General features: G+C 62.2%; 22 protein-coding genes and 2 tRNA genes. 19 read left to right on the top strand and 5 right to left on the bottom strand.

Annotated features, from left to right (window positions below; translation table 11 throughout):
- Window positions 1–90 precede the first annotated feature (90 nt).
- The 9 genes from VUN82_16305 (at window position 91) to VUN82_16265 (ending at window position 9,504) form a co-directional block, all read left to right on the top strand.
- Entirely contained in the window at window positions 91–1,203 is a 1,113-nt protein-coding gene (locus tag VUN82_16305; GenBank protein XAS70652.1) for a branched-chain amino acid aminotransferase, read from the top strand.
- A 315-nt stretch (window positions 1,204–1,518) separates the two neighbouring features.
- Window positions 1,519–2,340, top strand: a complete 822-nt coding sequence (locus VUN82_16300; GenBank protein XAS74715.1) for an MBL fold metallo-hydrolase — start codon at window positions 1,519–1,521, stop codon at window positions 2,338–2,340.
- A gap of 39 nt (window positions 2,341–2,379) precedes the next feature.
- Complete coding sequence (locus VUN82_16295) at window positions 2,380–3,156, top strand: fumarylacetoacetate hydrolase family protein (protein XAS70651.1); 777 nt, start codon at window positions 2,380–2,382, stop codon at window positions 3,154–3,156.
- 120 nt (window positions 3,157–3,276) lie between these two features.
- Complete coding sequence (gltX, locus tag VUN82_16290; protein ID XAS70650.1) at window positions 3,277–4,797, top strand: glutamate--tRNA ligase; 1,521 nt, start codon at window positions 3,277–3,279, stop codon at window positions 4,795–4,797.
- Window positions 4,798–4,809: 12 nt separating this feature from the next.
- Window positions 4,810–5,547, top strand: a complete 738-nt coding sequence (locus VUN82_16285) for an HAD family hydrolase (protein ID XAS70649.1) — start codon at window positions 4,810–4,812, stop codon at window positions 5,545–5,547.
- A 137-nt stretch (window positions 5,548–5,684) separates the two neighbouring features.
- A tRNA-Gln gene (locus VUN82_16280) sits at window positions 5,685–5,756 on the top strand.
- A 126-nt stretch (window positions 5,757–5,882) separates the two neighbouring features.
- Window positions 5,883–5,955, top strand: a tRNA-Glu gene (locus tag VUN82_16275).
- Between the two features lie 133 nt (window positions 5,956–6,088).
- Window positions 6,089–7,888: a dynamin family protein gene (locus tag VUN82_16270; protein ID XAS70648.1), complete on the top strand. Its 1,800-nt coding sequence runs from the start codon at window positions 6,089–6,091 to the stop codon at window positions 7,886–7,888.
- Window positions 7,885–9,504 (top strand): GTPase, encoded by a 1,620-nt coding sequence (locus VUN82_16265; protein XAS70647.1) that lies wholly within the window; start codon window positions 7,885–7,887, stop codon window positions 9,502–9,504. The genes VUN82_16270 and VUN82_16265 overlap by 4 nt, the downstream gene beginning before the upstream one ends.
- 8 nt (window positions 9,505–9,512) lie before the next feature.
- Here VUN82_16265 and VUN82_16260 read toward each other — a convergent pair whose 3' ends face one another.
- Window positions 9,513–10,049, bottom strand: coding sequence for a DUF1697 domain-containing protein (locus VUN82_16260; protein ID XAS70646.1), 537 nt, complete (start codon window positions 10,047–10,049; stop codon window positions 9,513–9,515).
- A gap of 27 nt (window positions 10,050–10,076) precedes the next feature.
- Window positions 10,077–10,796, bottom strand: coding sequence for an IclR family transcriptional regulator (locus VUN82_16255; GenBank protein XAS70645.1), 720 nt, complete (start codon window positions 10,794–10,796; stop codon window positions 10,077–10,079).
- Between the two features lie 167 nt (window positions 10,797–10,963).
- On the opposite strand from VUN82_16255, the gene leuC reads away from it, so the two are divergent.
- The 6 genes from leuC (at window position 10,964) to VUN82_16225 (ending at window position 17,591) form a co-directional block, all read left to right on the top strand.
- Window positions 10,964–12,415 (top strand): 3-isopropylmalate dehydratase large subunit, encoded by a 1,452-nt coding sequence (gene leuC, locus VUN82_16250; GenBank protein XAS70644.1) that lies wholly within the window; start codon window positions 10,964–10,966, stop codon window positions 12,413–12,415.
- Between the two features lie 9 nt (window positions 12,416–12,424).
- On the top strand, window positions 12,425–13,024 hold the full coding sequence (leuD, locus tag VUN82_16245) for a 3-isopropylmalate dehydratase small subunit (GenBank protein XAS70643.1): 600 nt from the start codon (window positions 12,425–12,427) through the stop codon (window positions 13,022–13,024).
- Window positions 13,025–13,232: 208 nt separating this feature from the next.
- Window positions 13,233–14,558, top strand: coding sequence for a UDP-N-acetylglucosamine 1-carboxyvinyltransferase (gene murA, locus VUN82_16240; protein ID XAS70642.1), 1,326 nt, complete (start codon window positions 13,233–13,235; stop codon window positions 14,556–14,558).
- A gap of 11 nt (window positions 14,559–14,569) precedes the next feature.
- Window positions 14,570–15,403 (top strand): lysophospholipid acyltransferase family protein, encoded by an 834-nt coding sequence (locus VUN82_16235; protein XAS70641.1) that lies wholly within the window; start codon window positions 14,570–14,572, stop codon window positions 15,401–15,403.
- Window positions 15,400–16,452, top strand: a complete 1,053-nt coding sequence (locus tag VUN82_16230; GenBank protein ID XAS70640.1) for an NAD(P)H-dependent glycerol-3-phosphate dehydrogenase — start codon at window positions 15,400–15,402, stop codon at window positions 16,450–16,452. Before VUN82_16235 ends, VUN82_16230 begins: the two co-directional genes overlap by 4 nt.
- Entirely contained in the window at window positions 16,452–17,591 is a 1,140-nt protein-coding gene (locus tag VUN82_16225) for a D-alanine--D-alanine ligase family protein (GenBank protein XAS74714.1), read from the top strand. Before VUN82_16230 ends, VUN82_16225 begins: the two co-directional genes overlap by 1 nt.
- A gap of 27 nt (window positions 17,592–17,618) precedes the next feature.
- On the opposite strand, the gene VUN82_16220 is transcribed toward VUN82_16225, so the two are convergent.
- Window positions 17,619–18,128, bottom strand: a complete 510-nt coding sequence (locus tag VUN82_16220) for a DUF3515 domain-containing protein (GenBank protein ID XAS70639.1) — start codon at window positions 18,126–18,128, stop codon at window positions 17,619–17,621.
- Between the two features lie 134 nt (window positions 18,129–18,262).
- Between VUN82_16220 and thiL the strand changes: the two genes are divergently transcribed.
- The 4 genes from thiL to rsmD are packed head-to-tail and all read left to right on the top strand — an operon-like array spanning window position 18,263 to window position 23,301.
- Window positions 18,263–19,309: a thiamine-phosphate kinase gene (gene thiL, locus VUN82_16215; protein XAS70638.1), complete on the top strand. Its 1,047-nt coding sequence runs from the start codon at window positions 18,263–18,265 to the stop codon at window positions 19,307–19,309.
- A gap of 22 nt (window positions 19,310–19,331) precedes the next feature.
- Window positions 19,332–20,435: a DAK2 domain-containing protein gene (locus VUN82_16210; GenBank protein XAS70637.1), complete on the top strand. Its 1,104-nt coding sequence runs from the start codon at window positions 19,332–19,334 to the stop codon at window positions 20,433–20,435.
- Window positions 20,425–22,680 carry an ATP-dependent DNA helicase RecG gene (locus VUN82_16205; protein XAS70636.1) on the top strand — a complete coding sequence of 752 codons (2,256 nt, stop codon included), beginning with the start codon at window positions 20,425–20,427 and terminating at the stop codon, window positions 22,678–22,680. The genes VUN82_16210 and VUN82_16205 overlap by 11 nt, the downstream gene beginning before the upstream one ends.
- 54 nt (window positions 22,681–22,734) lie before the next feature.
- Window positions 22,735–23,301 (top strand): 16S rRNA (guanine(966)-N(2))-methyltransferase RsmD, encoded by a 567-nt coding sequence (gene rsmD, locus VUN82_16200; GenBank protein XAS70635.1) that lies wholly within the window; start codon window positions 22,735–22,737, stop codon window positions 23,299–23,301.
- Here the strand turns inward: rsmD and VUN82_16195 are convergent.
- Together VUN82_16195 and VUN82_16190 are read right to left on the bottom strand one after the other, a co-directional pair.
- Entirely contained in the window at window positions 23,298–24,107 is an 810-nt protein-coding gene (locus VUN82_16195) for a fused MFS/spermidine synthase (GenBank protein XAS74713.1), read from the bottom strand. The two genes, rsmD and VUN82_16195, sit on opposite strands and share 4 nt — an antisense overlap.
- Window positions 24,104–25,345: an aminotransferase class I/II-fold pyridoxal phosphate-dependent enzyme gene (locus VUN82_16190; protein XAS70634.1), complete on the bottom strand. Its 1,242-nt coding sequence runs from the start codon at window positions 25,343–25,345 to the stop codon at window positions 24,104–24,106. The genes VUN82_16195 and VUN82_16190 overlap by 4 nt, the downstream gene beginning before the upstream one ends.
- Between the last annotated feature and the right edge of the window lie 28 nt (window positions 25,346–25,373).

The raw sequence follows: 25,373 nt of genomic DNA, 5'->3' as shown, positions 1-25,373 counted from the left end.
TGAATTATTTACCTGCTTCCCTGGTCCACCGCCGAACCGCTTCCTCCGGGACCCGTTTCGCGCCACCAGGTAGCTGACTGTGGAGGAAACATGACTCAGACTGCCCACGGCGTCGAATTCAGCCAGCAGCTTTCGGAAACCCCGAAGTCTGCTGAGGAGCGTGCAGCCGTCCTGGCGAACCCGGGCTTTGGCGATTACTTCACCGACCACACCGCCGTCGTCGACTACAAAGTTGACGCCGATGGCAATGGCGGTTGGCAGAACGCCCGGATCGAGCCCTACGGACCTATCTCCCTGGATCCCTCGGCTGCAGTGCTGCACTATGGCCAGGAGATCTTTGAGGGCCTTAAGGCATACCGCCACGCCGACGGTTCCGTGTGGACCTTCCGGCCGGAAGCGAACGCTACACGCCTGAACAAATCGGCCCGCCGCCTGGCTCTCCCGGAACTGCCCGAGGAATACTTCCTGGGTGCAATCCGCGAGCTCGTGCAGGCTGACAAGGAATGGGTTCCTTCCGGCGACGGTGAAGCCCTGTATCTGCGCCCCTTCATGATCGCCACCGAGGCCTTCCTCGGTGTGCGGGCGGCCCGGGAAGTATCCTTCCGTGTCATTGCCTCTCCCGCCGGTAACTACTTCGGTGGCGAACTGAAGCCCGTTTCCATCTGGATTTCCCGTGAGTATGCACGCGCGGGCCGCGGTGGAACAGGTGCAGCCAAGTGCGGTGGCAACTACGCCGCCTCGCTCATTGCCCAGCAGGAAGCTGAGGCCAACGGCTGCAAGCAGGTACTTTTCCTGGACCACTTCAACGACGACGCCGTGGAAGAACTCGGCGGTATGAACGTCTTCTTCGTCATGAAGGACGGCTCGCTGGTTACTCCCGCACTGACCGGCACCATCCTGGAAGGTGTGACCCGTTCTTCCGTGATCCAGGTTGCCAAGGACATGGACCGCGAGGTTTCCGAGCGCAAGATCACGCTCGATGAGTGGCGCGATGGGGTAGCTTCAGGCGACATTGTTGAAGTCTTCGCTTGCGGTACGGCAGCAGTGATCACCCCGATCGGTGTCCTCAAGGACGCCACGGAATTCATCGGATCTGAGGACGCAAAGGCTGGCGAAACCACTATGGCCATCCGCCAGCAACTCCTGGGGATCCAGACCGGCACAGTGGAGGACACCCACGGCTGGCTGACGCGCCTGGTTTAGTCCGGGACGCAACTTAAGCGAACGACGGCGGCCCTTCTGCTTGGTGACAAGCGGAAGGGCCGCCGTCGTCATAGCCCGATGTTCTCTCACATCCTGACCGTTCCACCGGGATGTTCTCTCACATGCTGACCGTCCCACCGGGATCTTCTCTCACATCCTGATATGGGGACATCAAAGGCGCAGGCCGCCGTCGAATTCGAACTGACGGAGCATCGGTGGAAAACGGTTCCGATGTGAGAGAACATCGCCGGAAAAGGCCACGGATGTGAGAGAGGATCGGAAGTAGTGCAAGATGGGACGGTGACTTCAGAATCAATGGAGACTTCCAACGACTCACCTGCAGGCGACTACACCTCTTCACGTGCCGGCACCTCTGCGCTGCAACGGAGCAGCGGCCTCACCCGCTTCCGGCTGGCACCAAATCCCGGCCCGATGAGCCTGGATGGCACCAACTCGTACGTCATCGGCACCGCCGATTCCGGCCACGTTGCGGTGGTGGATCCTGGCCCGGAAGACGAAGGGCACTTGGCCGAGCTGGCAGCGTCAGGCGCGGTGGACGTCGTGCTTATTACGCACCGGCACGCTGACCACACAGCCGCGTCAGCCAGGTTCCATGAACTGACAGGTGCTCCGGTCAGGGCTGCTGCCGCGGAGTACTGCCACGGCGGAGATCCCCTCGTGGACGGCGAAGTCCTCCACGCCGGCGGAGTGGAGATCCGTGTCCTGGCAACGCCTGGCCACACATCGGATTCCCTCTGCTTCCATCTCCCCGCAGACGGTCCCGCCGGCTCCGTCCTCACCGGTGACACCATCCTGGGCCGCGGCACCACGGTGCTGGACTACCCCGATGGCCGCTTGGGCGATTACCTCGCCAGTCTGGACCGACTCGAATCGCTGGGCCCGGCTACGCTCCTTCCCGCCCATGGCCCGGTGCTCGCTGCCTTGGACGCGAAATGCCGCGAGTACCGCGAACATCGCCACCAGCGGCTCGACCAGATCCGGGCTGCCCTTGCACAGCTCGGCCAGGACGCGCCGATTGCCGCAGTCACGGATGCGGTGTATCCCGACGTCGACCCTTCCGTCAGATGGGCGGCTGAGACTTCGGTTGCGGCGCAGTTGGATTACCTTCGAAGCTAGCGGGCAAACGCCCAAGCGCTGGACGGTAGGCTTGAGCCCATGCGTATCGCCCGGTTTGTAGTTGATTCTGATCCCCTTTATGGCGTTGTTGAAGGCGAGCCCGGCAGTGAGGAAATCACTGTCATCAACGGCGACCCCTTCTTCAATGGCGTCGAACGTACCCACACGAAGCACAAGCTTGAGGATGTGCGGCTCCTTGCGCCGATCATTCCGCGGAGCAAGGTGATCGGCGTTGGACGTAACTTTGCCGAGCATGCTGCTGAGCTGGGCAACGAGGTTCCGCAGCATCCATTGCTCTTCCTCAAGCCGAACACCTCGGTCATCGGGCCAAACGATCCGATCGTCCTCCCGGAGTTCTCCGATGAAGTCTCCTTCGAAGCGGAGCTTTGCGTCATCATCGGGCGTATCTGCAAGGACGTCCCTGAGGAACGTGCTGACGACGTCATTTTTGGTTACACCTGCGGAAACGACCTCACTGCCCGGGACGTCCAGAAAACGGATCTTCAGTGGGCCCGTGCCAAGGGCTTTGACACCTCCGCTCCGCTGGGCCCGTGGATCGAAACCGATCTCGACCACGAGGACTTGTCTATCAAGGGCCGGCTCAACGGCGAACTCCGACAGGACGGCAGCACCAGCCAGATGATCCGGGGCGTGCGCGAGCTCGTCTCGATTGTTTCGCACGCGTTCACCCTGCTTCCGGGCGACGTCATCATGACGGGAACCCCGGCCGGTGTCGGCCTGGTAAGCGAGGGCGACCGCTTCGAAGTGGAGATCGAAGGCATCGGGCGTTTGTCCAACCCTGTGGTTCGCCGCTAGCGGCAGGAGCCGAGCATAAGCCCGACGGCGGCACGAGCCTTTCGCACGGAAGGCGCGGGCCGTCGTCGGGCCCTTCCTGCGGGGAACAGGGCCTATATCAAGCGGTAAAGTTGAAGCACTATGACTACTGCTTCTGCGTCCAGCGCTGCCTCGAGCGCCATCCCTGCCGTCAACGCCGAGACTCCAGTCCGCGTCCGTTTCTGCCCGTCGCCTACGGGAACGCCGCACGTTGGCCTGATCCGCACCGCTCTGTTCAACTGGGCCTATGCGCGCCACACCGGTGGCAAGCTGATCTTCCGCATCGAGGACACCGACTCTGCCCGCGACAGCGAGGAGAGCTACCACCAGCTGCTGGATGCCCTCAAGTGGCTCGGCATCGACTGGGATGAGGGCGTCGAGGTAGGCGGGCCGCACGAGCCGTATCGCCAGTCACAGCGCGGAGACATCTACCAGGACGTCATCGCCAAGCTCAAGGCCGGGGGACACGTCTACGAGTCCTACTCCACGCCGGACGAGATCGAAGCCCGCCACCGGGCAGCTGGCCGCGACCCCAAACTTGGCTATGACGGCTTCGACCGCCACCTGACCGAGGAACAGCTTGCCCAGTTCAAGGCCGAAGGCCGGGAAGCCGTGCTGCGCCTTCGCATGCCGGACGAGGACCTGACCTTCAACGACCTCGTCCGTGGCGAGATTACTTTCAAGGCGGGCTCCGTTCCCGACTTTGCAGTGGTTCGTGCCAATGGTGCTCCGCTGTACACGCTGGTGAACCCGGTTGACGATGCCCTCATGGGCATCACGCACGTGCTTCGCGGGGAGGACCTCCTGAGCTCCACCCCCCGGCAGATCGCGCTGTATCGGGCGCTCTATGCCATCGGAGTGGCGGAGTACATGCCGGAGTTCGGTCACCTGCCCTACGTCATGGGCCAGGGAAACAAGAAGCTTTCCAAGCGGGATCCGGAATCCAGCCTCTTCCTGCACCGCGAGCGTGGCTTCATCCCTGAAGGCCTGCTCAACTACCTTTCCCTGCTGGGCTGGTCCTTGAGTGCGGACGAGGATATCTTCTCCGTTGAGCAGCTTGTGGCTAACTTCGACATTCACGATGTCCTGGGTAACCCCGCGCGCTTCGACCTCAAGAAGGCGGAGGCCATCAACGGGACCCATGTGCGCCTGCTCGAGCCGGAGGATTTCAAGCAGCGTCTGGTCCCGTACCTCCGTGCCGCAGGTTTCGTGGGGGAGATCCTCACCACTCGTCAGGAGGAGATCCTCGCTGAGGCGGCTCCGCTGGTTCAGGAGCGTATTACCCTGTTGGGCGAAGCTCCTGAGATGTTGGCCTTCCTTTTCAAGGCCGACGACGCGATCGATGTTGCTGACGACGCCCACAAGGGGCTCCCGGAGAACCTGCAGGAAGTGCTTGACGCGGCACTTGCTGCGTTGGAGCCCATAGAGGACTGGACCGCTGAGAACATTCAGACGGCGCTCAAGCAGGCCTTGGTCGAGGACCTTGGCATTAAGCCCCGCGCTGCCTTTGGGCCGGTGCGTACCGCTATTTCAGGCCGACGCATTTCTCCGCCGCTGTTCGAGTCAATGGTGATCCTGGGTAAGGATTCCTCGTTGGCCCGCGTTCGCGCGTTCCGGGGCTAGGCGGCAAAGGTCATGGCTATTGCAAGCTCCTTCGGAACTATCCGCGGTGTTCTGTTCGACATCGACGACACCTTGGTGGACCTTGAGTACGCCATGACAACGGCTCTGCGTGATGTCAGCGAACATCTCCTGCCCGGCCTTGACCAGGCCGGGTGGGTGAAGTTCGGCCGTATCTTCACCCACGAAACAACGCATTTCTATGACCGCTACCTTGCTGGGGAATTGACGTTCAATGAGCAACGCCTTTTGAGGGGCCGGGCAGCCTTGGGCCACTTTGGCGTGGAGCTCGGAGACGGTGAGGAATCGCAGTCGTGGGTTGCTGAGTACCATCAGCGGCAAACTGCCTATGTGCGCGCTTTCGACGACGTCGCTGGCGTGCTCGATGCGCTTGACGATGCGGACATTCCGTATGGCGCTGTCAGCAATAACGTTCATGACTACCAGCGGGCAAAGTTGGATGGGGCGGGCTTGTCCAGGATCAAGATCCTGGTAGGAACGGATACGGTGGGCGTGCCGAAGCCGGATCCTGCCATCTACCTGGAGGGCGTGCGGCTGCTGGCGACAGAACCCGGCGAAACACTCTATGTCGGGGACAACCGGCTTCTTGACGCCGATGGCGCGACGGCGGCCGGCCTGATTGGCGTCTGGCTGAACAGGACCGGCGAAGAGGTCGAAGGGTTCGATGGGCGTCAGGTGGATTCGTTGTCGAGACTGCTCGTTACGGCACCCTCGGCACCCTCGGCAGCCTGACATCCATGTGATGCAGGTAACGGCCCCGCGATTTGTGCGGGTGACAAGACTCCGGTAGAGTCATTACTCGTGCTGAGGGGCACGGAGGAAAAAGCCAAGGGAAACCACGGCAACGAACTCCGGTCCGAAAGTCACTTTGGGATATGGTGTAATTGGCAACACTACGGTTTCTGGTACCGTCATTCTAGGTTCGAGTCCTGGTATCCCAGCTCTGAAATTCCGCGTTATTGCAGCGGAAAATCGGAATTCCACATCGCATAGTCGATTTGGAAGAGAGCTGAAAGTATGAAATACTCATTCAGCTTGTCGCCGGAAACGGCGACAAAAAAGTGCAAGGCCCCATCGTATAGCGGCCTAGTACGCCGCCCTCTCACGGCGGTAACGCGGGTTCGAATCCCGCTGGGGTCACAAACAATTCCCCCGGAACTTCGGTTCCGGGGGAATTCTTGGTTTAAGCGCATTTTGTCCTATAACCCGACATTCACATTAAGTCGAGCCCCGGCTGACCCGCTGACAGTCTGCGGGCTGGCATGATGATGCTGTGACCGCACATGAAGAGCCGCCAAGAGCAGGGGTCAGTCCTGTCACCAGTAAAGCCCAGGCTGATGCTGTCAACACCCTTGAAGCTGCGCGGAAGGAACTTGCCGGCGTTGCGTTGCCCCTCTCCCTGCCCGACGCCGAAGAGGGGCGCCACTGGATCCGGGAGACCCTGGCACAGCTCGACGACTACGTGATTCCCCGGTACCGCAGCCTGGACGCTCCACTGTTGGCCGTCGTCGGCGGTTCCACTGGCGCCGGTAAGTCGACGCTGGTCAATGCCCTTGTGGGTTACCCGGTGACACGCGCCGGGGCCATCAGGCCCACGACGCGCCAGCCCATCCTCCTTCACCACCCGCAGGACGCGGAGTGGTTTGAGGGCCAGCGCATACTTCCCAACCTGGACCGCGTCAGGGGCCGAGTGTCCGCGGATCCGCTGCCTGCACGTCAAGCCGGTGTCACACCGGATGCCCAGTCGATTGCCTCGCTGGTGCTCCTGGCACACGATCAGGTACCTCGGGGCATCGCGATTCTGGATGCGCCCGACGTCGACTCGATTTCAGATGACAACCGAAGGCTCGCAGGCCAGTTGCTGGCCGCGGCCGATCTTTGGGTGTTCGTGACCACGGCCAACAGATACGCCGACGCCGTGCCTTGGCGCCTGCTCGTGGATGCGGCGTCGCGGGACATCACGGTAGCCGTGGTGCTGGACCGCGTGCCACCGGCAGCGGAGGAAGAAGTCACGACGGACCTTAAGGCAATGTTGGACCACCAGGGACTGGCTGGTGCGGAACTCTTCGTGGTGCAGGAAAGCGATTTGGACGATTTGGGAATGCTGCCGGCCGAAGCTGTCAGCGGCTTGCGTCTTTGGCTTGCGAACCTGGCGGCGGATGCCGCCGGGCGGGCGGAGGTCGCGCGCCGCACGCTCAATGGTGCAGTTAACGCCGTGAGTAACCGGTTTGAACGTATTGCAGTTGCGGCTGCGGCCCAGGATGCTGCGGCCCACGAGCTGCGCTCCGTCTGCGTTCACGAATACGACGACGCCCTACTCCGCATTCTGGAAGCAACCAAGGACGGTGCGCTGCTCCGCGGGGAAGTGCTCGCTCGATGGCAGGATTTTGTGGGCACGGGTGAATTCTTCCGTGCACTGGAGCAAAACATAGGGCGCATGCGGGACCGGATGGGGGCATTCTTCAGAGGTGAACCAGCCCCGGCTGTGAAAGTCGAGACCGCGATCGAAACAGGTTTGCAAGCCGTGATTCTTGATGAGGCCGCCAATGCCGCAGAAAACGTGGACCGGCGCTGGCGCTCGGATACGGCAGGCCGCCAGCTCCTGGGTGTAGCAGACCTTTCCGGCACCAGTCCTGGCTTTGACGCGAAGGCCGCTGCCGCCATCCGTTCCTGGCAGGAGGGGCTCATGGAACTGATCCGGACCCAGGGCCAGGAAAAACGCACCCAGGCCCGTTGGCTCTCCTTCGGCGTGAACGGGCTCGGCGCAGCGCTGATGGTGGTGGTTTTCTCCATGACTGCCGGTTTGACCGGATTGGAGCTAGGCATTGCCGGTGGAACGGCCGTTGTTGGACAGAAGCTGCTTGAAGCTGTCTTCGGTGAAGATGCCGTGCGTCGGCTGGCCCAGCAGGCCAGGGCCGATCTCCATACGTACTGCCAGCGCCTTCTCGACGAGGAGCGGGACAGGTTCCTTGGCCGGCTGGAGGCCACTGGTCTGGACGCTGACACCGTGCATAGCGGCATGGACCTCGCCCGCCACGCCAAGTCCCTCCGCCGCTTGGCTGGGGCCGCATGAGTCGGCACAGCCAAATCCGGGAATCGTCTCAACTCCAGCGGCGCCTTGAAGCGCTGAATACAGCACGCGAACTGGCCGAAGGGGTGCTGCCCGAGCCGGAACTGGATTCGGTGTATGAAGTCCTTGAACGGGCCACGTCCAGACGCTCGTTGTCTGCAGGGCACACGGTGGTGGGCTTTTTCGGGGCCACAGGAAGTGGCAAGTCATCCTTGTTCAATGCCGTTTCCAGCAGCAATCTCGCAACCGCGGCAGCCCGTCGGCCCACGACGTCCGCGCCGTTGGCAGGAATCTGGGGCGAGGAAGGCAGCGGGCCGTTGCTGGACTGGCTCGGTGTGCAGGAGCGGCACAGCCTGCCTGGGATGCCCGGCCTGGCCACTGCGGAGAGCGGCCTGATCCTGCTGGACCTTCCCGACTTTGACTCAACGAAAGTGGAGAACCGGGAGGTAGTCCAGCGAATGGTCGGGATGGTGGACGTCCTGGTCTGGGTGCTGGACCCACAGAAGTATGCAGATGCCGCCGTGCACAACGACTTTCTGCGCCCGATGGCCACCCATGGAGCAGTCACCCTTGTTGTCTTGAACCAAATAGATAAGCTCAATCACGCCGACACCGCTGATGTGCTTCATTCCCTGAAAGGCATCCTGCAGCGCGACGGTCTGGATAATGTTCGGGTTCTGGGCGCCTCAGCCCTGACTGGCGACGGCGTCGACGCCGTCCGTGGTGCTATCAAGGACGTCGTGGTCCAGCGAGAGGCTGCAACGAAACGTTTGGCTGCCGATGTCTCCAAGGCTGTCGCCGAACTGTCCCAGGTGTCAGGCAACGGCGAGGCCCGCGGCGTCAAGGCAAACACCAAAGCCAAACTCGCGAATGAATTGTCGACGGCGGCCAACGTACCTCTGGTGGTTGACGCGGTAGCACGATCCTTCAAGAGGGAATCGGCGCGCAGGACTGGATGGCCCGTGACGCGCTGGTTGCTGCGCTTCCGGCCTGATCCCCTGCGGAGGCTGAACCTGGGCAGGCAGGACGCCAAGCCCGAGCTCAACCGGACTTCCTTGCCGGTAGCGGGTGCACCTGAACGGGCGAGGACAGATGCCGCCGTGCGTGATTTTGTGGATGAGGCTTCCGAAGGCGCACCTGGCCCGTGGCGGGCGTCCATCCGTGCTGTGGCGAGGGAAGGCCGCGAGCACCTGCCGGATGCCCTGGACCAAGCCATCGCCGGGACGAATCTCAAAACGTCGCAGCGCCCGTTCTGGTGGCTGTTGTTCAACACACTTCAATGGCTGGCACTTCTCCTGGCAGTCGGCGGCCTCGGCTGGCTTGGGGTCTTGGCGGCGCTCGGCTATTTCCAAATGCCCGTCCCGGAGGTGCCCCGGACCGAGGGGTGGCCCTGGCCTACGTTGATGGTGGCCTGCGGAGTGGTTCTGGGGATTGTTCTGGCAGTCTTGGGCAGAATCATCGGCGGCTGGGCCGCGCGTCTGCGCGCCAAAGGCGTGGCCAAACGACTGAAGGCAGCAATAGCAGGCGTAGCTGAGCAGCGCATCGTGGAACCGGTAGAGGTGGAGATTGCGCGCTTGGCCGCATTCAACGCGGCATTAAAAACCGCGCGCGCAGGATAGAGATACATCTAGAGATCGGCCGCAGCGTCCCTGACCTTGATAAGGGTCCGAAGGTTCCGCGTAGTGGTGCTGGCCTTGTACCGCGGTTTGGCGGACAGTTTGCTGAAAGGACTTTCCAATGTGCCTCCGGCGGGTGCAAGCCACGCCGAAGCTTCCGGCCCAAGCCGCACCTGTTCCACGCCACCAAGGGCCTCTCCGGACTCAAAGAGTTCGTCCAGCATGGCTTCGTCGGAGGTGAGCGTGATGTAGCTGTGCGTGGCCTTGTCATCGGCGGGGTACGGGCATGCATCCACGAGTTCGGCCACCCGTGAAGAAGTGAGGACAACAACCCAGGCGTCGTAGCCGAAGGATTCACGAAGGCACTTTTCGAATTGGCCCTTTACATCCTTGATACTCAAGTCGCTCCTCAGGACAACGTTTCCACTCGCCAGAAGCGTCTTGACGTCAGAGAATGGGTAGGCCTTAAGAGCTGACTTCAGGTCCGCCATCTTGATGTTGATCCCGCTGACGTTGATGCCCCTGAGGAACACGGCATAGGTGTTCATGAATGTCCCCCTTCAAAGACAGAAGCCCTAGTCGTTGTTCTTGCGCAAGGCTTCGGTCAGTACCCGTGCGGCATTGCAGACGACCTCCGCATGCAGGCGTCCCGGCTGGCGCGTGAGACGCTCAATCGGACCTGAAATGGAAACTGCCGCAATGACCCTTCCGGATGGCCCACGGACCGGAGCGGAAACCGAGGCGACCCCAGGCTCGCGTTCGCCCAAGCTCTGACCCCAGCCCCGGCGTCGTACTCCTGCCAGGACGGTGGGCGTAAAGCGGGCGTTCTGGAGTCCTTCCAGCAGCCGGTCGTGGTCTTCCCAAGCGAGGAGGACCTGCGCTGCGGAGCCGGCTTTCATGGACAATTGGGTTCCCACCGGAATGGTGTCGCGCAGGCCGATCGGCCGCTCCGCTGAGGCAACGCACACGCGCCAATCGCCCTGCCTGCGGAAAATCTGGGCGCTCTCGCCGGTAGCGTCCCGCAGTTGGATGAGCACTGGCCCCGCGGAAGCGATGAGCCGGTCTTCACCAGCGGCGGATGCGAGTTCCACCAGGCGGCTGCCCAGGACGAACCGTCCCTGGATGTCGCGGCTGACCAGGCGGTGGTGGACCAGGGCCAGCGCGAGCCGGTGAACCGTTGGCCGGGCGAGCCCCGTGGCCGCTACAAGTTGTGCGAGTGTCGTTGGCCCGGCCTCGAGGGCATCGAGTACTTGGGCCGCTTTATCAATGACCCCGACTCCACTAGAATTGTCCATGTAATGATATTGCCGTCTCAATATCTGAGATGCAAGTTGTTTCACTGGCTTATTTTGTGGCCCTGCTGCTTCAGTGGTTAGAAGAGCTCAGTGGGTTAGAAGAGTTCAGTGGTTAGAAGAACAGTTCAGTGGATGAACATCCAACTTTCAGTGAAGGGAGCAAGGCCGTGGGAAAGACACTGGCCGAGAAAGTCTGGGATGCGCACGTAGTGCGCAAGGGTGAAGGCGAAGGAGCCAATGCCCAGCCCGACCTTCTTTTCATTGACTTGCACTTGGTCCATGAAGTGACGTCCCCGCAGGCTTTCGAGGGGCTCCGCCTGGCTGGCCGCAAGCTCCGCCGCGCCGACCTCACCATTGCCACGGAGGACCACAACACTCCCACGCTGGACATCGACAAGCCCATTGCGGACCTCACCAGCCGCACGCAGATTGAAACGCTGCGCGCCAACTGCAAGGAATTCGGCGTCCGCCTGCACTCGCTCGGCGACAAGGAGCAGGGCATCGTGCACGTCGTGGGTCCGCAGTTGGGTCTCACCCAGCCGGGCATGACGGTGGTGTGCGGCGACTCGCACACCTCTACTCACGGCGCCTTCGGTGCGCTGGCCATGGGCATCGGAACCTCTGAAGTCGAGCATGTCATGGCAACCCAGACACTGTCTTTGAAGCCCTTCAAGACGATGGCCATCAACGTTGAAGGGACGCTGCGCCCTGGCGTTACCGCAAAGGACATCATCCTGGCCGTCATAGCCAAGATCGGTACCGGTGGGGGACAGGGGTACGTCCTGGAATACCGCGGATCCGCTATCCGGGCGCTGTCGATGGATGCCCGCATGACCATCTGCAACATGTCCATCGAAGCCGGCGCTCGTGCAGGCATGGTGGCTCCGGACCAGATCACCTACGACTACATGCAGGGACGTCCGCATGCGCCCGAGGGTGTTGACTGGGACGCCGCCGTCGAGTACTGGAACACGCTGCACACTGACGCCGACGCGACGTTCGACGTCGAAGTGGACCTCGACGCCAACACCCTGGAGCCGTTCGTCACCTGGGGCACCAACCCCGGCCAGGGCGTTTCGCTCTCAGCCAAGGTTCCGTCCCCCGAGGACTTTGGCGACGAAAATGCCAAGGCTGCCGCCGAGCGCGCCCTCCAGTACATGGGTTTGGAAGCCGGCACCCCCATGAAAGACATCCGCGTGGATACGGTGTTCCTGGGCTCCTGCACCAACTCCCGTATTGAGGACCTGCGTGCTGCCGCTGACATCATCCGTGGCCGCGAGAAGGACCCGGATATTCGCATGCTCGTAGTTCCGGGCTCCGCCCGTGTCCGCCTCGAAGCCGAAGCTGAGGGCCTGGACAAAGTCTTCAAGGATTTCGGTGCCGAATGGCGTTTCGCCGGTTGCTCGATGTGCCTGGGCATGAACCCGGACCAACTGGAACCGGGAGAGCGCTGCGCATCGACGTCCAACCGCAACTTTGAGGGCCGCCAAGGCAAGGGTGGCCGTACGCACCTTGTCTCACCCGTGGTGGCTGCCGCGACAGCTGTTCGCGGAACGTTGAGCTCGCCCTCGGACCTTGAGCCGGCTTCGGCAGGCGCACTGACCGGAATCGCAGTCTAGGAGGATCCCATGGAAGCATTCACTACCCACACCGGCATCGGTGTTCCCCTGCGCCAGAGCAACGTGGATACCGACCAGATCATCCCCGCGGTCTACCTCAAGCGCATCACACGCACAGGCTTCGAAGACGCCCTGTTTGCGGCATGGCGCAAGGACGAATCGTTCATCCTCAACCAGGCACCGTTCACGTCCGGCTCCGTGCTGGTGGCGGGCCCCGATTTTGGGACGGGTTCCTCCCGTGAGCACGCTGTCTGGGCGTTAAAGGACTACGGCTTCAAGGCTGTCTTGTCCTCGCGTTTCGCCGATATTTTCCGCGGTAACTCAGGTAAGCAGGGACTGCTGGCAGCCCAGGTGGGACAGGATGACATCGAGCTCATCTGGAAGGTCCTGGAGAACAGCCCTGGCGCTGAGGTCAAGGTGGACCTGGTCTCCAAGACCGTGGAATGCGGCAATGTCGTGGCTCCGTTCGAGATCGACGACTACACCCGCTGGCGCCTCCTGGAAGGCCTGGATGACATCGGGCTGACCTTGCAGCACGAGGAAGACATCACCGCCTATGAGGCCACGCGGCCTTCCTTTAAACCGAAGACACTTCCGGCGAAAAGCTGACGTACTCGTCGGTGGCTGGAAGGCTGCGGAACCAGGACCGGTGGGCCCCCTTAGGGTGGGCTCGCCGGTTCTTTTTTCGAGGGGTTGATGGACGCCGGATCTGTCCGGCGCGGGGCGGCTCCATTTCGGTTAGGTAACCCGAGCTTCTATGCTTAGCTGGAGCCTTTGTAAGTATGGGGGGCGAGTAGTCGTGAGGAAACCGGTATAGATGAGTAGTGTTCTGACAATCCGCGGTGGCGTCCCGTTGACAGGGCGAGTGACCGTTCGCGGTGCCAAGAACCTTGTGCCCAAGGCCATGGTGGCGGCGTTGCTGGGCAGCGAACCATCAGTGCTTCGGAACGTGCCGGAAATCAAGGACGTGGAGGTTGTTACCAGCCTGCTGAAGCTCCACGGGGTGACGGTGGTCAAGGACCCCGCCACGGGCGATCTGACCTTGAATCCCAAAGACGCCAAAACGGCATCCAGTACGGCCATTGACGCGCATGCCGGGGATTCGCGCATTCCGATCCTGCTGTGCGGCCCCCTGATCCACGCGATCGGAGAGGCCTTCATTCCGGACCTTGGTGGCTGCAAAATTGGCGATCGACCTATCGACTACCACCTGAACGTCCTGCGCCAGTTTGGCGCCGTCGTGGAAAAGCGACCTGGTGGCATCCACATCTCCGCGCCCAACGGCCTGCATGGCGCCAAAATCTCCCTTCCTTATCCGTCCGTCGGCGCGACCGAGCAAGTGTTGCTGAGCGCCACGCGCGCGGAAGGCATCACGGAACTCAGCGGTGCTGCAACGGAACCGGAGATCATAGACCTCATCGCCGTGCTGCAGAAGATGGGCGCCATCATCAGTGTCCAGACTGACCGCACCATCCGCATCGAGGGTGTCAAGGACCTGGGTGGCTACAACCACCGGGCGCTTCCGGACCGGAACGAGACGGCGTCCTGGGCCTCGGCCGCGTTGGTCACGCGTGGCGACATCTTTGTTGAAGGTGCTTCGCAGCGGGACATGATGACTTTCCTGAACACCTACCGCAAGGTGGGGGGCGGCATGGACATTGGGGACGACGGCATCCGTTTCTACCACCCCGGAGGCAAGCTTTCCCCGCTGGTCCTGGAGACGGATGTTCACCCCGGCTTCATGACTGACTGGCAGCAGCCCCTGGTGGTCGCTTTGACCCAGGCGGAGGGTGTGTCGATTGTGCATGAGACGGTCTATGAGAACCGTTTCGGGTTCACCGATGCCCTGGCCCGGATGGGTGCAAACATCCAAGTCCACCGTGAGTGCCTTGGCAGCGTCCCCTGCCGCTTCGGCCAGCGGAACTTCCTGCATTCTGCCGTGATCTCCGGTCCCACGCCGCTGCGGGGGACCGAGATTGACATCCCCGATCTTCGTGGTGGCTTCAGCCACCTCATCGCAGCTTTGGCTGCCACCGGCACCTCCAGGGTCACTGGCATCGATATCATCAACCGCGGATATGAGCGCTTTACGGAGAAGCTCGCTGGCCTGGGCGCCGATTTCGACATCATCACCACCAAGTAGCGGGGGACCCTTTGAAGGAATCGGCCAAGAGCCGGGCCACGTTCATGCTCCTGGCGGGCATGGCGCGTCCGTTGATGAACCTCCTGATGGGCAAGAAGTGGGAGGGCACTGGGAAACTGCCCGCGGGCGGCTTCATCGCAGCACCGAACCACTGCACTGAAATTGATCCCGTCGTGATTGGGCACATGCTCTACAACCTGAAGCGTCCTCCGCACTTCCTCGCGAAGGCGGGACTCTTCAAAGCACCTGTGTTGGGAGCCTTGCTGCGGGCGACGAACCAGATTCCGGTTGAACGCTCGACGGCGGGAGCGAACCGCTCGCTGCAAATCGCCAAAGAGGTGGTGGACGCCGGAGGCGCCATCATTATCTACCCCGAGGGAACCCTGACCCGGGATCCGGACCTGTGGCCGATGAAGGGGCACACCGGCGCTGCCCGCTTGGCATTGCAGACAGGTGCACCGGTTGTTCCGATGGCCCACTGGGGTGCCCATGAGGTTTTTCCCAGGTACGCCAAGCGTTTCCATGTCTTTCCTCGAAAGACCGTCAGGGTTCTGGTAGGTGAGCCCGTGGATCTGAGCGCTTTCGCGGACCGGCCCATGGACCGGGCCACGCTGTCCGAAGCTACAGACGTCATCATGGAGGCGGTCACCGCGCTGCTGGCAACGCTACGCGGTGAGGAGCCGCCCGCTGAACGCTGGGATCCGGCCGTTCACAAGCAGGCCAAACATGGCCGATTTGTCGAGCGGGGTTCAAAGCCTGCACGGGGCGCAGTGCCTGAAAAGACTACAGAACCCGCTGGTAAAGAAGCCACGCTTGAGGACCCGGAACAGGAGGGCGGCAAATGACTGTTATTGAAAGCCCTCTCTCCGCTCCGGACACCGTAGCTGTACTTGGCGCAGGTTCTTGGGGAACTGCGTTCGCCAAGATCCTCGCCGATGCCGCTGCCACTGCCGGGGTGGAGCGGAGGATTCGGATTTGGGGGCGTCGCGCCGGAGTCGTGGATCAGATCAACGCGGATCACCGCAATGAGCAGTACTTGAAGGACATCGAACTTCCCCACGCAGTCACCGCCTCGACGGATGTTGCTGAGGTCCTGCAGGATGCCGGCCTCGTGGTTCTGGCCGTGCCGGCCCAATCGCTGCGGCCCCAGTTGGGAGAGTGGAAGCGCCTGCTCGCACCGGACGCAATTGTCGTGTCGCTGATGAAGGGCCTGGAACTGGGGACTGACGCACGCATGAGCGAGGTGATCGCCCAGGAGCTTGGCATCCCGGAATCACGTGTGGTGGTGGTCTCCGGACCCAACCTCGCCATGGAGATTGCCAGGGAACAACCCACTGCGTCTGTGGTTGCTTGCAGTGACGCCGATACCGCCGCCGCAATTGCACTCTGCTGCACCGCACCGTACTTCCGTCCTTACACCAGCACCGATGTTGTGGGCGTGGAGATCGGCGGAATCGTCAAGAATGTGATTGCCCTCGCTGTGGGTATTTGCGAGGGACGCCAGATGGGTGACAACACCAAAGCGTCAGTCATCACGCGGGGACTCGCCGAGACCTCCCGCCTTGCCCTTGCCCTGGGAGGCGAGGCTCACACCATGGCCGGTCTGGCGGGGCTCGGCGACCTCGTTGCGACATGCTCCTCTGCCCTCTCCCGAAACCACACAGCTGGAAGGCTGTTGGGCGAGGGGCTGAGCCTCGAGCAGGTGGCCGAACAGATGACGCAAACCGCAGAAGGCATTAAATCCGGCCCTGCCGTGCATGAATTGGCGGGCAAACTGAACGTCGAAATGCCCATTACGGCCGCCGTTGTGGCGGTGCTTGAAGGCAAAATGTCCGTTGATGACCTGGGGCCGCGATTGCTGGCCCGGGCCCTGAAGTCCGAAGGCGACTACTGATTGTGACTGAAGAATCCACCCCCGTAACCGGCCGTCGACCCCGCGTGGCGGTCCTGTTCGGCGGACGTTCCAGCGAGCACGCTGTTAGTTGCGTGACGGCGGCAGGCGTCATGGGTGCCATTGATAAGAGCAAATACGACGTCGTGCCCATCGGTATTGCCAAGTCCGGACAGTGGGTCCTTGCATCGGGGGACACCAGCCAGTGGTCCTTGAGCTCGTCGGCACTTCCTGAAGTATCGCCGTCGGACCGGACTGTCACCTTGGCAGAGGTGGGCGGCGAGCACCAGCTCATCGTGACCGCGCCGAATGCCATCCCCGAGGAACTCGGTTCTGTGGACGTCGTCTTTCCTTTGCTCCATGGTCCTTGGGGCGAGGATGGAACGGTCCAGGGCCTCCTGGAGCTATCCGACACACGCTACGTTGGTGCCGGAGTGCTCGCCTCGGCAGTGGGCATGGACAAGCACTTCATGAAGGTAGTTTTTGAAGCCGCTGGACTGACGGTGGGGCCTTATATCGCCGTCACGGACCGCGAATGGCTCACGGACGCCGAGGCCGTCCGCAAGCGCGTGGACAAGCTCGGTTTCCCGGTCTTCGTCAAACCTGCCCGTGCAGGCTCCTCCATGGGCATTTCCAAGGTGGATTCTTTGGAGGGACTGGACGCTGCCATCGAGGAAGCCCGCCGCCACGACTTGAAGTTGGTCATCGAAGCCGGCATAGTCGGGCGCGAAATCGAGTGCGCTGTCCTGCAAGGCCGGGGCACAGACGCGCCCCGTACGTCCATGCCCGGCGAAATCGCGGTGGCTATCGGCGAACACCAGTTCTACGACTTTGCTGCCAAATATGTCGACGACGGTGCTGCTGCGCTGACTTGCCCGGCTGATATGCCGGATGAGGCCATTGCCCGCGTCCGGGAATTGGCCGCTGCCGCCTTCGACGCCGTGGGCGCGGAGGGCCTGAGCCGTGTGGACTTCTTCTACACGCCCGCGGAGGAGCTGATCATTAACGAAATCAACACCATGCCAGGCTTCACCCCCAAGAGCATGTATCCGCAGATGTGGGCGGCTTCCGGCTTGGCGTATTCCGAGCTGATCGACGAACTCATTCACTTGGCCCTGACCCGCAAAACGGGCCTGCGGTAACCCCACCAAGTAGCGGCAGAGCACCCGCTACTTGGTGGTCGGCAGGTTCTGCAGGTCTTCCTGGCCTACGCAGTGGCGCGTGGCTTTGATCTTGCCAGCGGCGGCTGCAAGTTCGGTGAGGACTGTGGCGGAGCTGATGTTGGCGGCTTCCAATTTGACCGGATCCACGAGGATTTCCGTCGCCGGCTCGCGTCCAAAAGTAGTCAGGGTGTAGACGCCATCGTCTTCTTTGATCACCCAGTCGATGTCATTCACGCTGACGCAGCGGTCAGTGGTTGGCCCCGGGACGTTGACACCGCAACGCAGGATGATCTGGGAGGGATCGCCCCACGCAGCAGTGGCCTGGCTGTTGGTCTTGCGGAGCGCGGCATCCCCGATCTTGTCCGGGAGCGCCACCATCATGGGGGCGCAGGCCGGATTGGCGGCGTCGGTTGCCGGCGTGACGTCCACAATGGGGGCGCAGGCTGATACTGCGAGGACGGACGCTGCGGCCAAGCTGAAGGCCACGACTTTCCGCGGAAGGGTCTTTCGGTGCATCAGTCCAGCCTATCCCGCCCACGCTGCCGCCTGACGTGCGGTTGGTGCACCCGTTGCGAGGGTCACATTGCCGGTGGTCTGTGCTGTACAGGCTGCGTCACTGTTTTGTCGGTGTGCCGCGATAGCGTAGAGCCGTGCCCCCAAAACAGCCATCCGACGTAAAACATCCATCCGAAGAATGTCCAACAGTCGCGGATCTCTCGGAGTCCGAGCTCCTTGCCCGGATCTTCCCCCGCCTGAACAGCAGCCCCAGCGTCCTGCTGGGTCCTGGCGACGACGCCGCCCTGGTTGCCGCCCCGGACGGCCGCACACTGATTTCGATCGATACCCAGACCCAGGACCAGGACTTCCGGCTGGAGTGGAACAACGGGTATCGAACCACAGGATACGACGTCGGATGGAAGTCTGCGGCGCAGAACCTTAGCGATATCAACGCCATGGGCGGAACGGCAACCTCGCTGGTGGTGAGCCTGACCATGCCGCCCGCTACACCAGTGGAGTGGGTTGAGGACTTTGCGGATGGCCTCACCGCTGGAATTATCGGGCTGGGGGTTCCTGATTGCTCCGTCGCCGGGGGAGACCTGGGCCGTGGCCGGGAGATCGGGGTGACTGTCGCCGTCGTCGGTACTTTGGCTGGACGGGCGCCCGTATTGCGTTCAGGGGCGAAACCGGGAGACGTTGTGGCAGTGGCAGGCACTCTCGGGCGTGCTGCCGCCGGTCTGGCGCTGTTGGAAAGCGATGTCACCTTAACCGACCTCTCAGCTGACCAGCGTGCCCTGTTGGATAGCCAATGCCGGCCCTTGCCGCCGTTGGCTGCCGGGCCGCTTGCCGCACGTTCGGGCGTTACAGCAATGATGGACATTTCGGATGGGTTGCTGCGCGACGGCGGAAGGCTCGCTGCTGCCAGCGACGTCATCCTGGACTTTGACGTCCTTGCTTTGAAGACGCACGCACTTCCGCTGGAACCAGCTGCCGCCTTGCTGGGCGTTGATTCCATGCCGTGGGTTCTGGGCGGGGGAGAAGACCATGGGCTGCTTGCTACGTTCCCAGCGGGAATTCAGCTGCCGCAGGGCTTCATTGCGATAGGCTCAGTTCAAGCCGCTGTCCAGTCTCAAGGCAGCGGCGTCCGGATTGCCGGGCAAGCTGCTGACACCGTGGGATGGGATCATTTTGCAGACTAAGATCGCCGCGAATGCGCACGCCATGAAACGTTGGCTCGGCAAGACAGAGGTGGTCCTTGGCAACCATAGCGACCGCCTGAACGCGATCAACATCTTCCCCGTCGCCGACGGCGATACCGGAACCAACCTTTACCTCACCGCGCGCGCGGCCGTGTCCGCGTTGGCTGGCACCGCTCCTGACGCTTCCGAGACCGGTAACGACGTCGGTGCTGTGCTGTCACGCGCTGGTCAGGCCGCCATGGAACAGGCAAGGGGTAATTCCGGGACCCTTTTTGCTGTTTTCCTGTGCGCTGCGGCGGAGCCGCTTGCCGGAAAAGCGCGCCTGAGCGCGCCGCTGCTGGCCACGGCCCTTAATAGGGCCCAGATCCGGGCATGGTCGGCCTTGAGCGAACCGGTCTCCGGAACCATGCTGTCCGTCCTTGAAGCAGCAGCCCATGCAGCCCAAGCGGCGGATTCTTCCCAGAATGGTGATGACAGCAACCACGCACTGGGCCTCGCCTTGGATGCTGTGGTGGAAGCTGCCTTTCAAGCCGTCGTACGCACAGAGGATGAACTCGCACCCCTGCAGGCGGCGCATGTGGTGGACGCCGGCGGTGTAGGTATGTTGCTGGTGCTGGACTGTCTCCGTTCCGCAGTGCTCGGCGAAGAACTGCAGGATGAGCTCCTTGATGGCCTCCACGGCTACCAGTTGCAGGATCCGCACATCCACCAGCAGATGCCGGCCGACGACGGCGTGGAAGTCATGTGTACCATCAGCCTTTCGCCATTGGACGCGGCCGTGCTGCGCCAACGCCTGGACGAGATGGGTGATTCCGTCATCATGAGCCAGGTTGGCAATACAGGCCACCATCCCGACGACGACGACGAATCCACTGCTGAAGCCAGTTATCGTTGGCGGGTTCATGTCCACGTACCTGATCCCGCGCCGGCAGTGGCGCTCATCCGGTCTCTGGGGGAGCCAACGGACATTGCCGTCAGTCAGCTTGCCCTGCCTCGTGACTCTGAAGACGGGTCCCGCGATTCTGAAGACGGGCACCGCGATTTTGAGGGCGGGCAGCGGGACCAGGAAGCAACACAAACTGCAGAACCCAGCAGCATCCCGGGCCAGTCACGGCATGAATACTGAGCTGGAACTGCCTCTGGAACGCAGGATCGGCAAGCGTTCGGCATCCGTCATTGACAGGCACCTTGGCCTCAAGACAACCGGCGCCCTTCTGAACTACTTTCCGCGCAGGTATTTGAGCCGGGGCGAACTTACTCCCATCAGCAACCTTCCCCTGGACGAGGAAGTCACGTTGATTGCGCGGGTTCTGTCCAACAGCACCCGTCAAATGCGTGCCCGGCGGGGTTCCATCACTGACGTCGTGGTGACCGATGAAGCCGGTGGAAGCCACGTTCCTGGCACTTTGAAAGTCAGTTTCTTCAATGGATTCCGGGCCAAGGCGGAGCTCCTTCCGGGGCGCCGTGCAATGTTTTCCGGGAAGGTGACCCGATACGGGGGCGCCTTGGGGCTGACTAATCCGGACTTCCTGTTGCTGGATGAGGATCCGGATGCTGACGGCTCCATGGACCCGGAAAAGCTGGCAGCCATGCCTATCCCTGTCTATCCCGCAACGGCAAAGCTGACAAGCTGGTCCATCCACAAAGTGATTACGGCGTTGCTGCAAACCCTGGACCTCGACGCCCTGGCGGACCCGCTCCCGGAGTCAATCGTCAGCAGGGACGGACTGCTCAGCGTGGCTGATGCTTATCGCCTGATCCACTCGCCTGAGACTGCCAAGGACTGGCAGCGGGCGCAGGAACGGTTCCGCTACCAGGAGGCGCTGGTGCTGCAGGCGGCATTGGCGAGACGCCGTGCCCAGCTTGCTGCAGAGGAAGCCACTGCCCGACGTCCGGTCAGCGGCGGCCTGCTGGAAGAGTTTGACCGGAACCTGCCCTTCACGCTCACTGCTGGCCAGACAGCGGTGGGAAAGACGCTTTCCGAAGAACTTGGCCAGGACACCCCCATGAATCGGCTCCTGCAGGGTGAGGTCGGCTCGGGAAAGACTATTGTCGCGCTGCGAGCGATGCTGCAGGTGGTTGATGCGGGGGGACAGGCGGCACTCCTGGCGCCCACTGAGGTTTTGGCTGCGCAGCATTTCGACTCCATCCGCAGGACCCTGGGTCCATTGGCCCGCGATCATATGTTCGGCGGCTTGGGGATGCTCGGGGCCGAAGCCGGACAGGCTGGTGTCCAGGTGACCCTGCTGACCGGGTCTATGCCTACGGCGGCGCGAAAGCAGGCCATGCTCGATGCCGCTTCAGGAAACGCCGGCATCGTGATCGGCACCCACGCTCTGTTGAGCGACAAAACCAGCTTTCAGGACCTGGGCTTGATCGTGGTCGACGAGCAGCACCGCTTCGGCGTGGAACAACGTGACGCCCTGCGTGCCAAAGCGCAACGTCCGCCGCATCTGCTGGTGATGACTGCCACACCGATTCCCCGCACAGTGGCGATGACCGTGTTCGGCGACCTTGAGACCTCCATCCTCGACGAGCTCCCTGCTGGGCGGGCACCCATTTCCACTCATGTTGTGGGGCTTGCCGAGAACCCAGGTTGGGCGGATCGAATCTGGAAACGATCGCGGGAAGAAGTCGACGCCGGCCATCAGGTTTACGTTGTATGTCCCAAAATCGGTTCGGACGACGACGGCGACTTCAGCCCCGGAGAGGCGGAACCAAGCGACGCCGAACTCTCGGACGAAGGTCCGGCCCGCGAGCTCGCCTCGGTGACAGCCGTCGTCGAAAGCCTGGTGCAGGAGCCCTCCTTGGCCGGGGTGCCCGTGGCGCCCCTCCATGGCCGTCAGGACCCAATCCTCAAAACCGAAACCATGGCATCGTTCGCGGCAAACCAGACCAAAGTGCTGGTCTCCACCACGGTCATCGAGGTGGGTGTCGATGTTCATAATGCCACCCTGATGGTCATCCTGGACGCCGATCGTTTTGGTATCTCCCAACTCCACCAGCTTCGCGGCCGGGTTGGCCGTGGCGGTCTGCCAGGGACTTGCCTGCTGGTCACTACTTTGGAGCCAGGGCACCCGAGCCGTCGAAGACTGGATGCTGTTGCGTCCACCACCGACGGGTTCGAGCTCTCCCAGGAAGACCTGAAACTCCGCCGTGAAGGCGATATCCTCGGCGCCTCACAATCAGGTGGGCGGTCCACGCTTAAGCTGCTGCGTGTCCTGGAGCATGAAGATCTGATTGCCCGTGCGCGTGCAGACGCACAGGACATGGTGGCCCAGGACCCGGCATTGGGACACCAACCGGTCCTGGCCGCGGCCATTGAAGAATACTTGAACCCTGAAAAGGAGGCGTTCCTTGAACGCGGTTAGAGAATCCCCAGATGGTATCGGCGACCAGTCAGGCGTCGGCAGCGGAGAGGCGCTGTGAGCCGGATTATCGCCGGGGTTGCTGGCGGCAATCCGCTCACGAGCGTGCCCGGGACCGCAACGCGGCCCACTACGGACCGTGTTAAGGAAGCACTGTTTTCCCGGCTGGAGTCCTTGGCTGTCATCGACGATTCGCGGGTGCTGGATCTCTATGCGGGCTCCGGAGCCCTGGGTGTGGAGAGCGCCAGCCGGGGTGCCCGCAGCGTGGATCTGGTGGAATTCGATGCCAAGGCCAGCGACTCTTGCCAGCGCAACGCGGACTTGGTCAACCAAATCCTGGGCGGCAAGAAAGTCTCAGTCCATCGATCCAAGGTGGAGTCTTTCCTGGAGCGCGCCACAGGGCACGATGTGTGGGACCTGGTGTTCCTGGATCCGCCGTATCCGCTGGACGAACCAGCTTTGAGTGCCGTGCTGGCCAAATTGTCGCCCCATCTGGATGAAGGGGCGGTTGTGGTGGTGGAGAGGTCCTCCAGGAGTCCCGAACCAGCCTGGCCTGAAGCGCTGGAATGTTTCGCTGACAAGAAGTACGGCGAGACCAAGCTATGGTTCGCTGAACCGTCCTAGTCCGAAATTCTGTCCAAGTCCACGCCGTGGAGAACTGTTGCCGGGTGCGGGCCTCGCGCGAGTAATACGCTGGTCCACGCTGCCGGCCATGGCGTTCGGGCGCCCACCAGGATGATGTTGCCGGGGTAGCGCCCGGCGAACATTCCCGTCTCGGCAAATGCGATAACGTCCGCCATTGCCTGCCGGAGGGCTGCTACCTGGCTTCGTACCAGCGTTAGCGCCGGTTCATCGCCTACGTTCACAATCAGTAGGCCGTTTGGTCCCAAGCGGGCAGCGGCCTCTTCGTAGAACTCCCTGCACGCGATGTGGGCTGGTGCTTCTGGCCCGGAGAAGATATCAAGGATGACGACGTCGAACCTCAGGTTCGCGGGAAGTTCGGCCAGTGCCTCGCGTGCGTCGCCTATGTGCGTGTGCAGCCGCGTGCCCTCCGGCATGGGGAGCTTTTGCAGGACGAAGTCCAGCAGTTCGCGTTCGAGTTCCACGGCATACTGGTCCGAACCTGGCCTCGTGGCCTGGATGTAACGGGCCAATGTCAGGGCGCCGGCCCCGAGATGGAGCGCGGAGAGTGGCTCACCCGGCACTGCAGCCAGATCCACCACATGACCGATCCTGCGAAGATATTCGTAGAAGATCTCCCCGGGGTTGGCCAGATTCACATGGGATTGTTCAGCGCCACCGATGCTGAGGATATAGCTGCCTTCAATGAGCGTATCGGCATCAACAGTTGCGTGCTGCCCTGTGGTCCGCAGGAAACGCGTGGCGTGATGGCTGCCGGAGTCCTTGCGGCCGGCGTCGTTGCGGTTCAGAGCAGGTCCTTAAGCGCGGCCAGTCGTTCGGCTGCTTCTTCCAGGACACTGGTTTTTTTGCAAAACGCGAAACGCAACAGGCTGCGGGTCCGTTCTGCCCCTTCAGGGTGGCAAAAGACGGGGACCGGGATCGCGGCCACACCTACCAGGCCCGGTAACCGGCGGGCCAGGTCCACGGAGTCCCTGATTCCCAGGGGTTCTGTGTCGACGTTGATGAAGTACGTACCGCTGGGTGTGAAAACGTCGAATCCTGCAGCGCGAAGGCCCTCGGAAAGGATGTCGCGCTTGCGTTGCAGAGTCTCAGCTATGTCCGCGTAAAAGGTGTCAGGAAGCGCAAGGCCCACGGCGATGGCACTCTGGAACGGTGTTCCCGAGCTGTACGTCAGGAACTGCTTGACCGTGCGGACAGCGGCAACCAGTTCCCCGGGTCCGCTGAGCCAGCCGATCTTCCACCCTGTGAAGGAAAACGTCTTTCCCGCGGAAGAGATTGTGAGGGTCCGTTCGGCAGCGCCCGGCAGGGAAGCGACGGGAATATGGGTGACGCCGAACGTGAGATGCTCGTAGACTTCGTCGCTGACAATGATGGCGTCGTACTTTGTGGCCAGTTCAACCACCTTTGCCAGAACTTCTTGAGGGAAAACGGCGCCGGTGGGATTGTGCGGGTTATTCAGGAGCACCACCTTGGTGCGTCTGCTGAAGGCCTCTTCCAGTCTGGAGAGGTCCGGAAGGAAGTCCGGAGCGAGCAGGGGAGCAGTGACATGTTCTGCTCCTGCCAATCCGATGATGGCTCCGTAGGAGTCATAGAACGGTTCGAAGGTCAGGACCTCGTCACCGGGCTGGATGAAGGCCAGAAGCGACGCCGCTACGGCTTCCGTGGCGCCAGTCGTGATGATGACTTCCGTCTGCGGGTCAGGGGTAAGCCCATAGAACCGGCGTTGGTGTTCCGCGACGGCTTCCCGTAGTTCCGTGATGCCCTTGCCGGGTGCGTATTGGTTGGCTCCTGCGGCGATGGCTGCCTGGGCTGCGGCTTTGATCTCCGCGGGGCCGTCCTCGTCGGGGAAGCCCTGTCCGAGGTTGATGGCACCGGAAGAGGTGGCCAAGGTGGTCATCTCCTCGAAGATGGTCACTCCGAGGTTTCCGTCAGGCGAAAGCAGGTTGGCGCCGGTTGCAGCCCGCTGCCATGGCGTGGAGGCATGAGCCGTTGGGTTGAGCGGTAAAGTGCTGCCTGCGGGTGACATGTCAGCCATGGTATCCCGGTGAAGCTAT

The sequence above is a fragment of the Micrococcaceae bacterium Sec5.1 genome (genome assembly GCA_039636795.1).
Lineage (GTDB): Bacteria > Actinomycetota > Actinomycetes > Actinomycetales > Micrococcaceae > Arthrobacter.
This window is presented reverse-complemented; position numbering and strand designations above follow the sequence as displayed.

Excerpts from the sequence above, each read along its gene's own strand:
- VUN82_16210 (XAS70637.1), top strand. The coding sequence starts at position 19,332 with ATGAAACGTTGGCTCGGCAAGACAGAGGTGGTCCTTGGCAACCATAGC.
- VUN82_16190 (XAS70634.1), bottom strand. The coding sequence starts at position 25,345 with ATGTCACCCGCAGGCAGCACTTTACCGCTCAACCCAACGGCTCATGCC.
- VUN82_16285 (XAS70649.1), top strand. The coding sequence starts at position 4,810 with ATGGCTATTGCAAGCTCCTTCGGAACTATCCGCGGTGTTCTGTTCGAC.
- VUN82_16230 (XAS70640.1), top strand. The coding sequence starts at position 15,400 with ATGACTGTTATTGAAAGCCCTCTCTCCGCTCCGGACACCGTAGCTGTA.
- gltX (XAS70650.1), top strand. The coding sequence starts at position 3,277 with ATGACTACTGCTTCTGCGTCCAGCGCTGCCTCGAGCGCCATCCCTGCC.
- VUN82_16265 (XAS70647.1), top strand. The coding sequence starts at position 7,885 with ATGAGTCGGCACAGCCAAATCCGGGAATCGTCTCAACTCCAGCGGCGC.
- VUN82_16305 (XAS70652.1), top strand. The coding sequence starts at position 91 with ATGACTCAGACTGCCCACGGCGTCGAATTCAGCCAGCAGCTTTCGGAA.
- VUN82_16300 (XAS74715.1), top strand. The coding sequence starts at position 1,519 with ATGGAGACTTCCAACGACTCACCTGCAGGCGACTACACCTCTTCACGT.
- VUN82_16255 (XAS70645.1), bottom strand. The coding sequence starts at position 10,796 with ATGGACAATTCTAGTGGAGTCGGGGTCATTGATAAAGCGGCCCAAGTA.
- VUN82_16205 (XAS70636.1), top strand. The coding sequence starts at position 20,425 with ATGAATACTGAGCTGGAACTGCCTCTGGAACGCAGGATCGGCAAGCGT.
- VUN82_16220 (XAS70639.1), bottom strand. The coding sequence starts at position 18,128 with ATGCACCGAAAGACCCTTCCGCGGAAAGTCGTGGCCTTCAGCTTGGCC.
- VUN82_16295 (XAS70651.1), top strand. The coding sequence starts at position 2,380 with ATGCGTATCGCCCGGTTTGTAGTTGATTCTGATCCCCTTTATGGCGTT.
- VUN82_16260 (XAS70646.1), bottom strand. The coding sequence starts at position 10,049 with ATGAACACCTATGCCGTGTTCCTCAGGGGCATCAACGTCAGCGGGATC.
- murA (XAS70642.1), top strand. The coding sequence starts at position 13,233 with ATGAGTAGTGTTCTGACAATCCGCGGTGGCGTCCCGTTGACAGGGCGA.
- leuD (XAS70643.1), top strand. The coding sequence starts at position 12,425 with ATGGAAGCATTCACTACCCACACCGGCATCGGTGTTCCCCTGCGCCAG.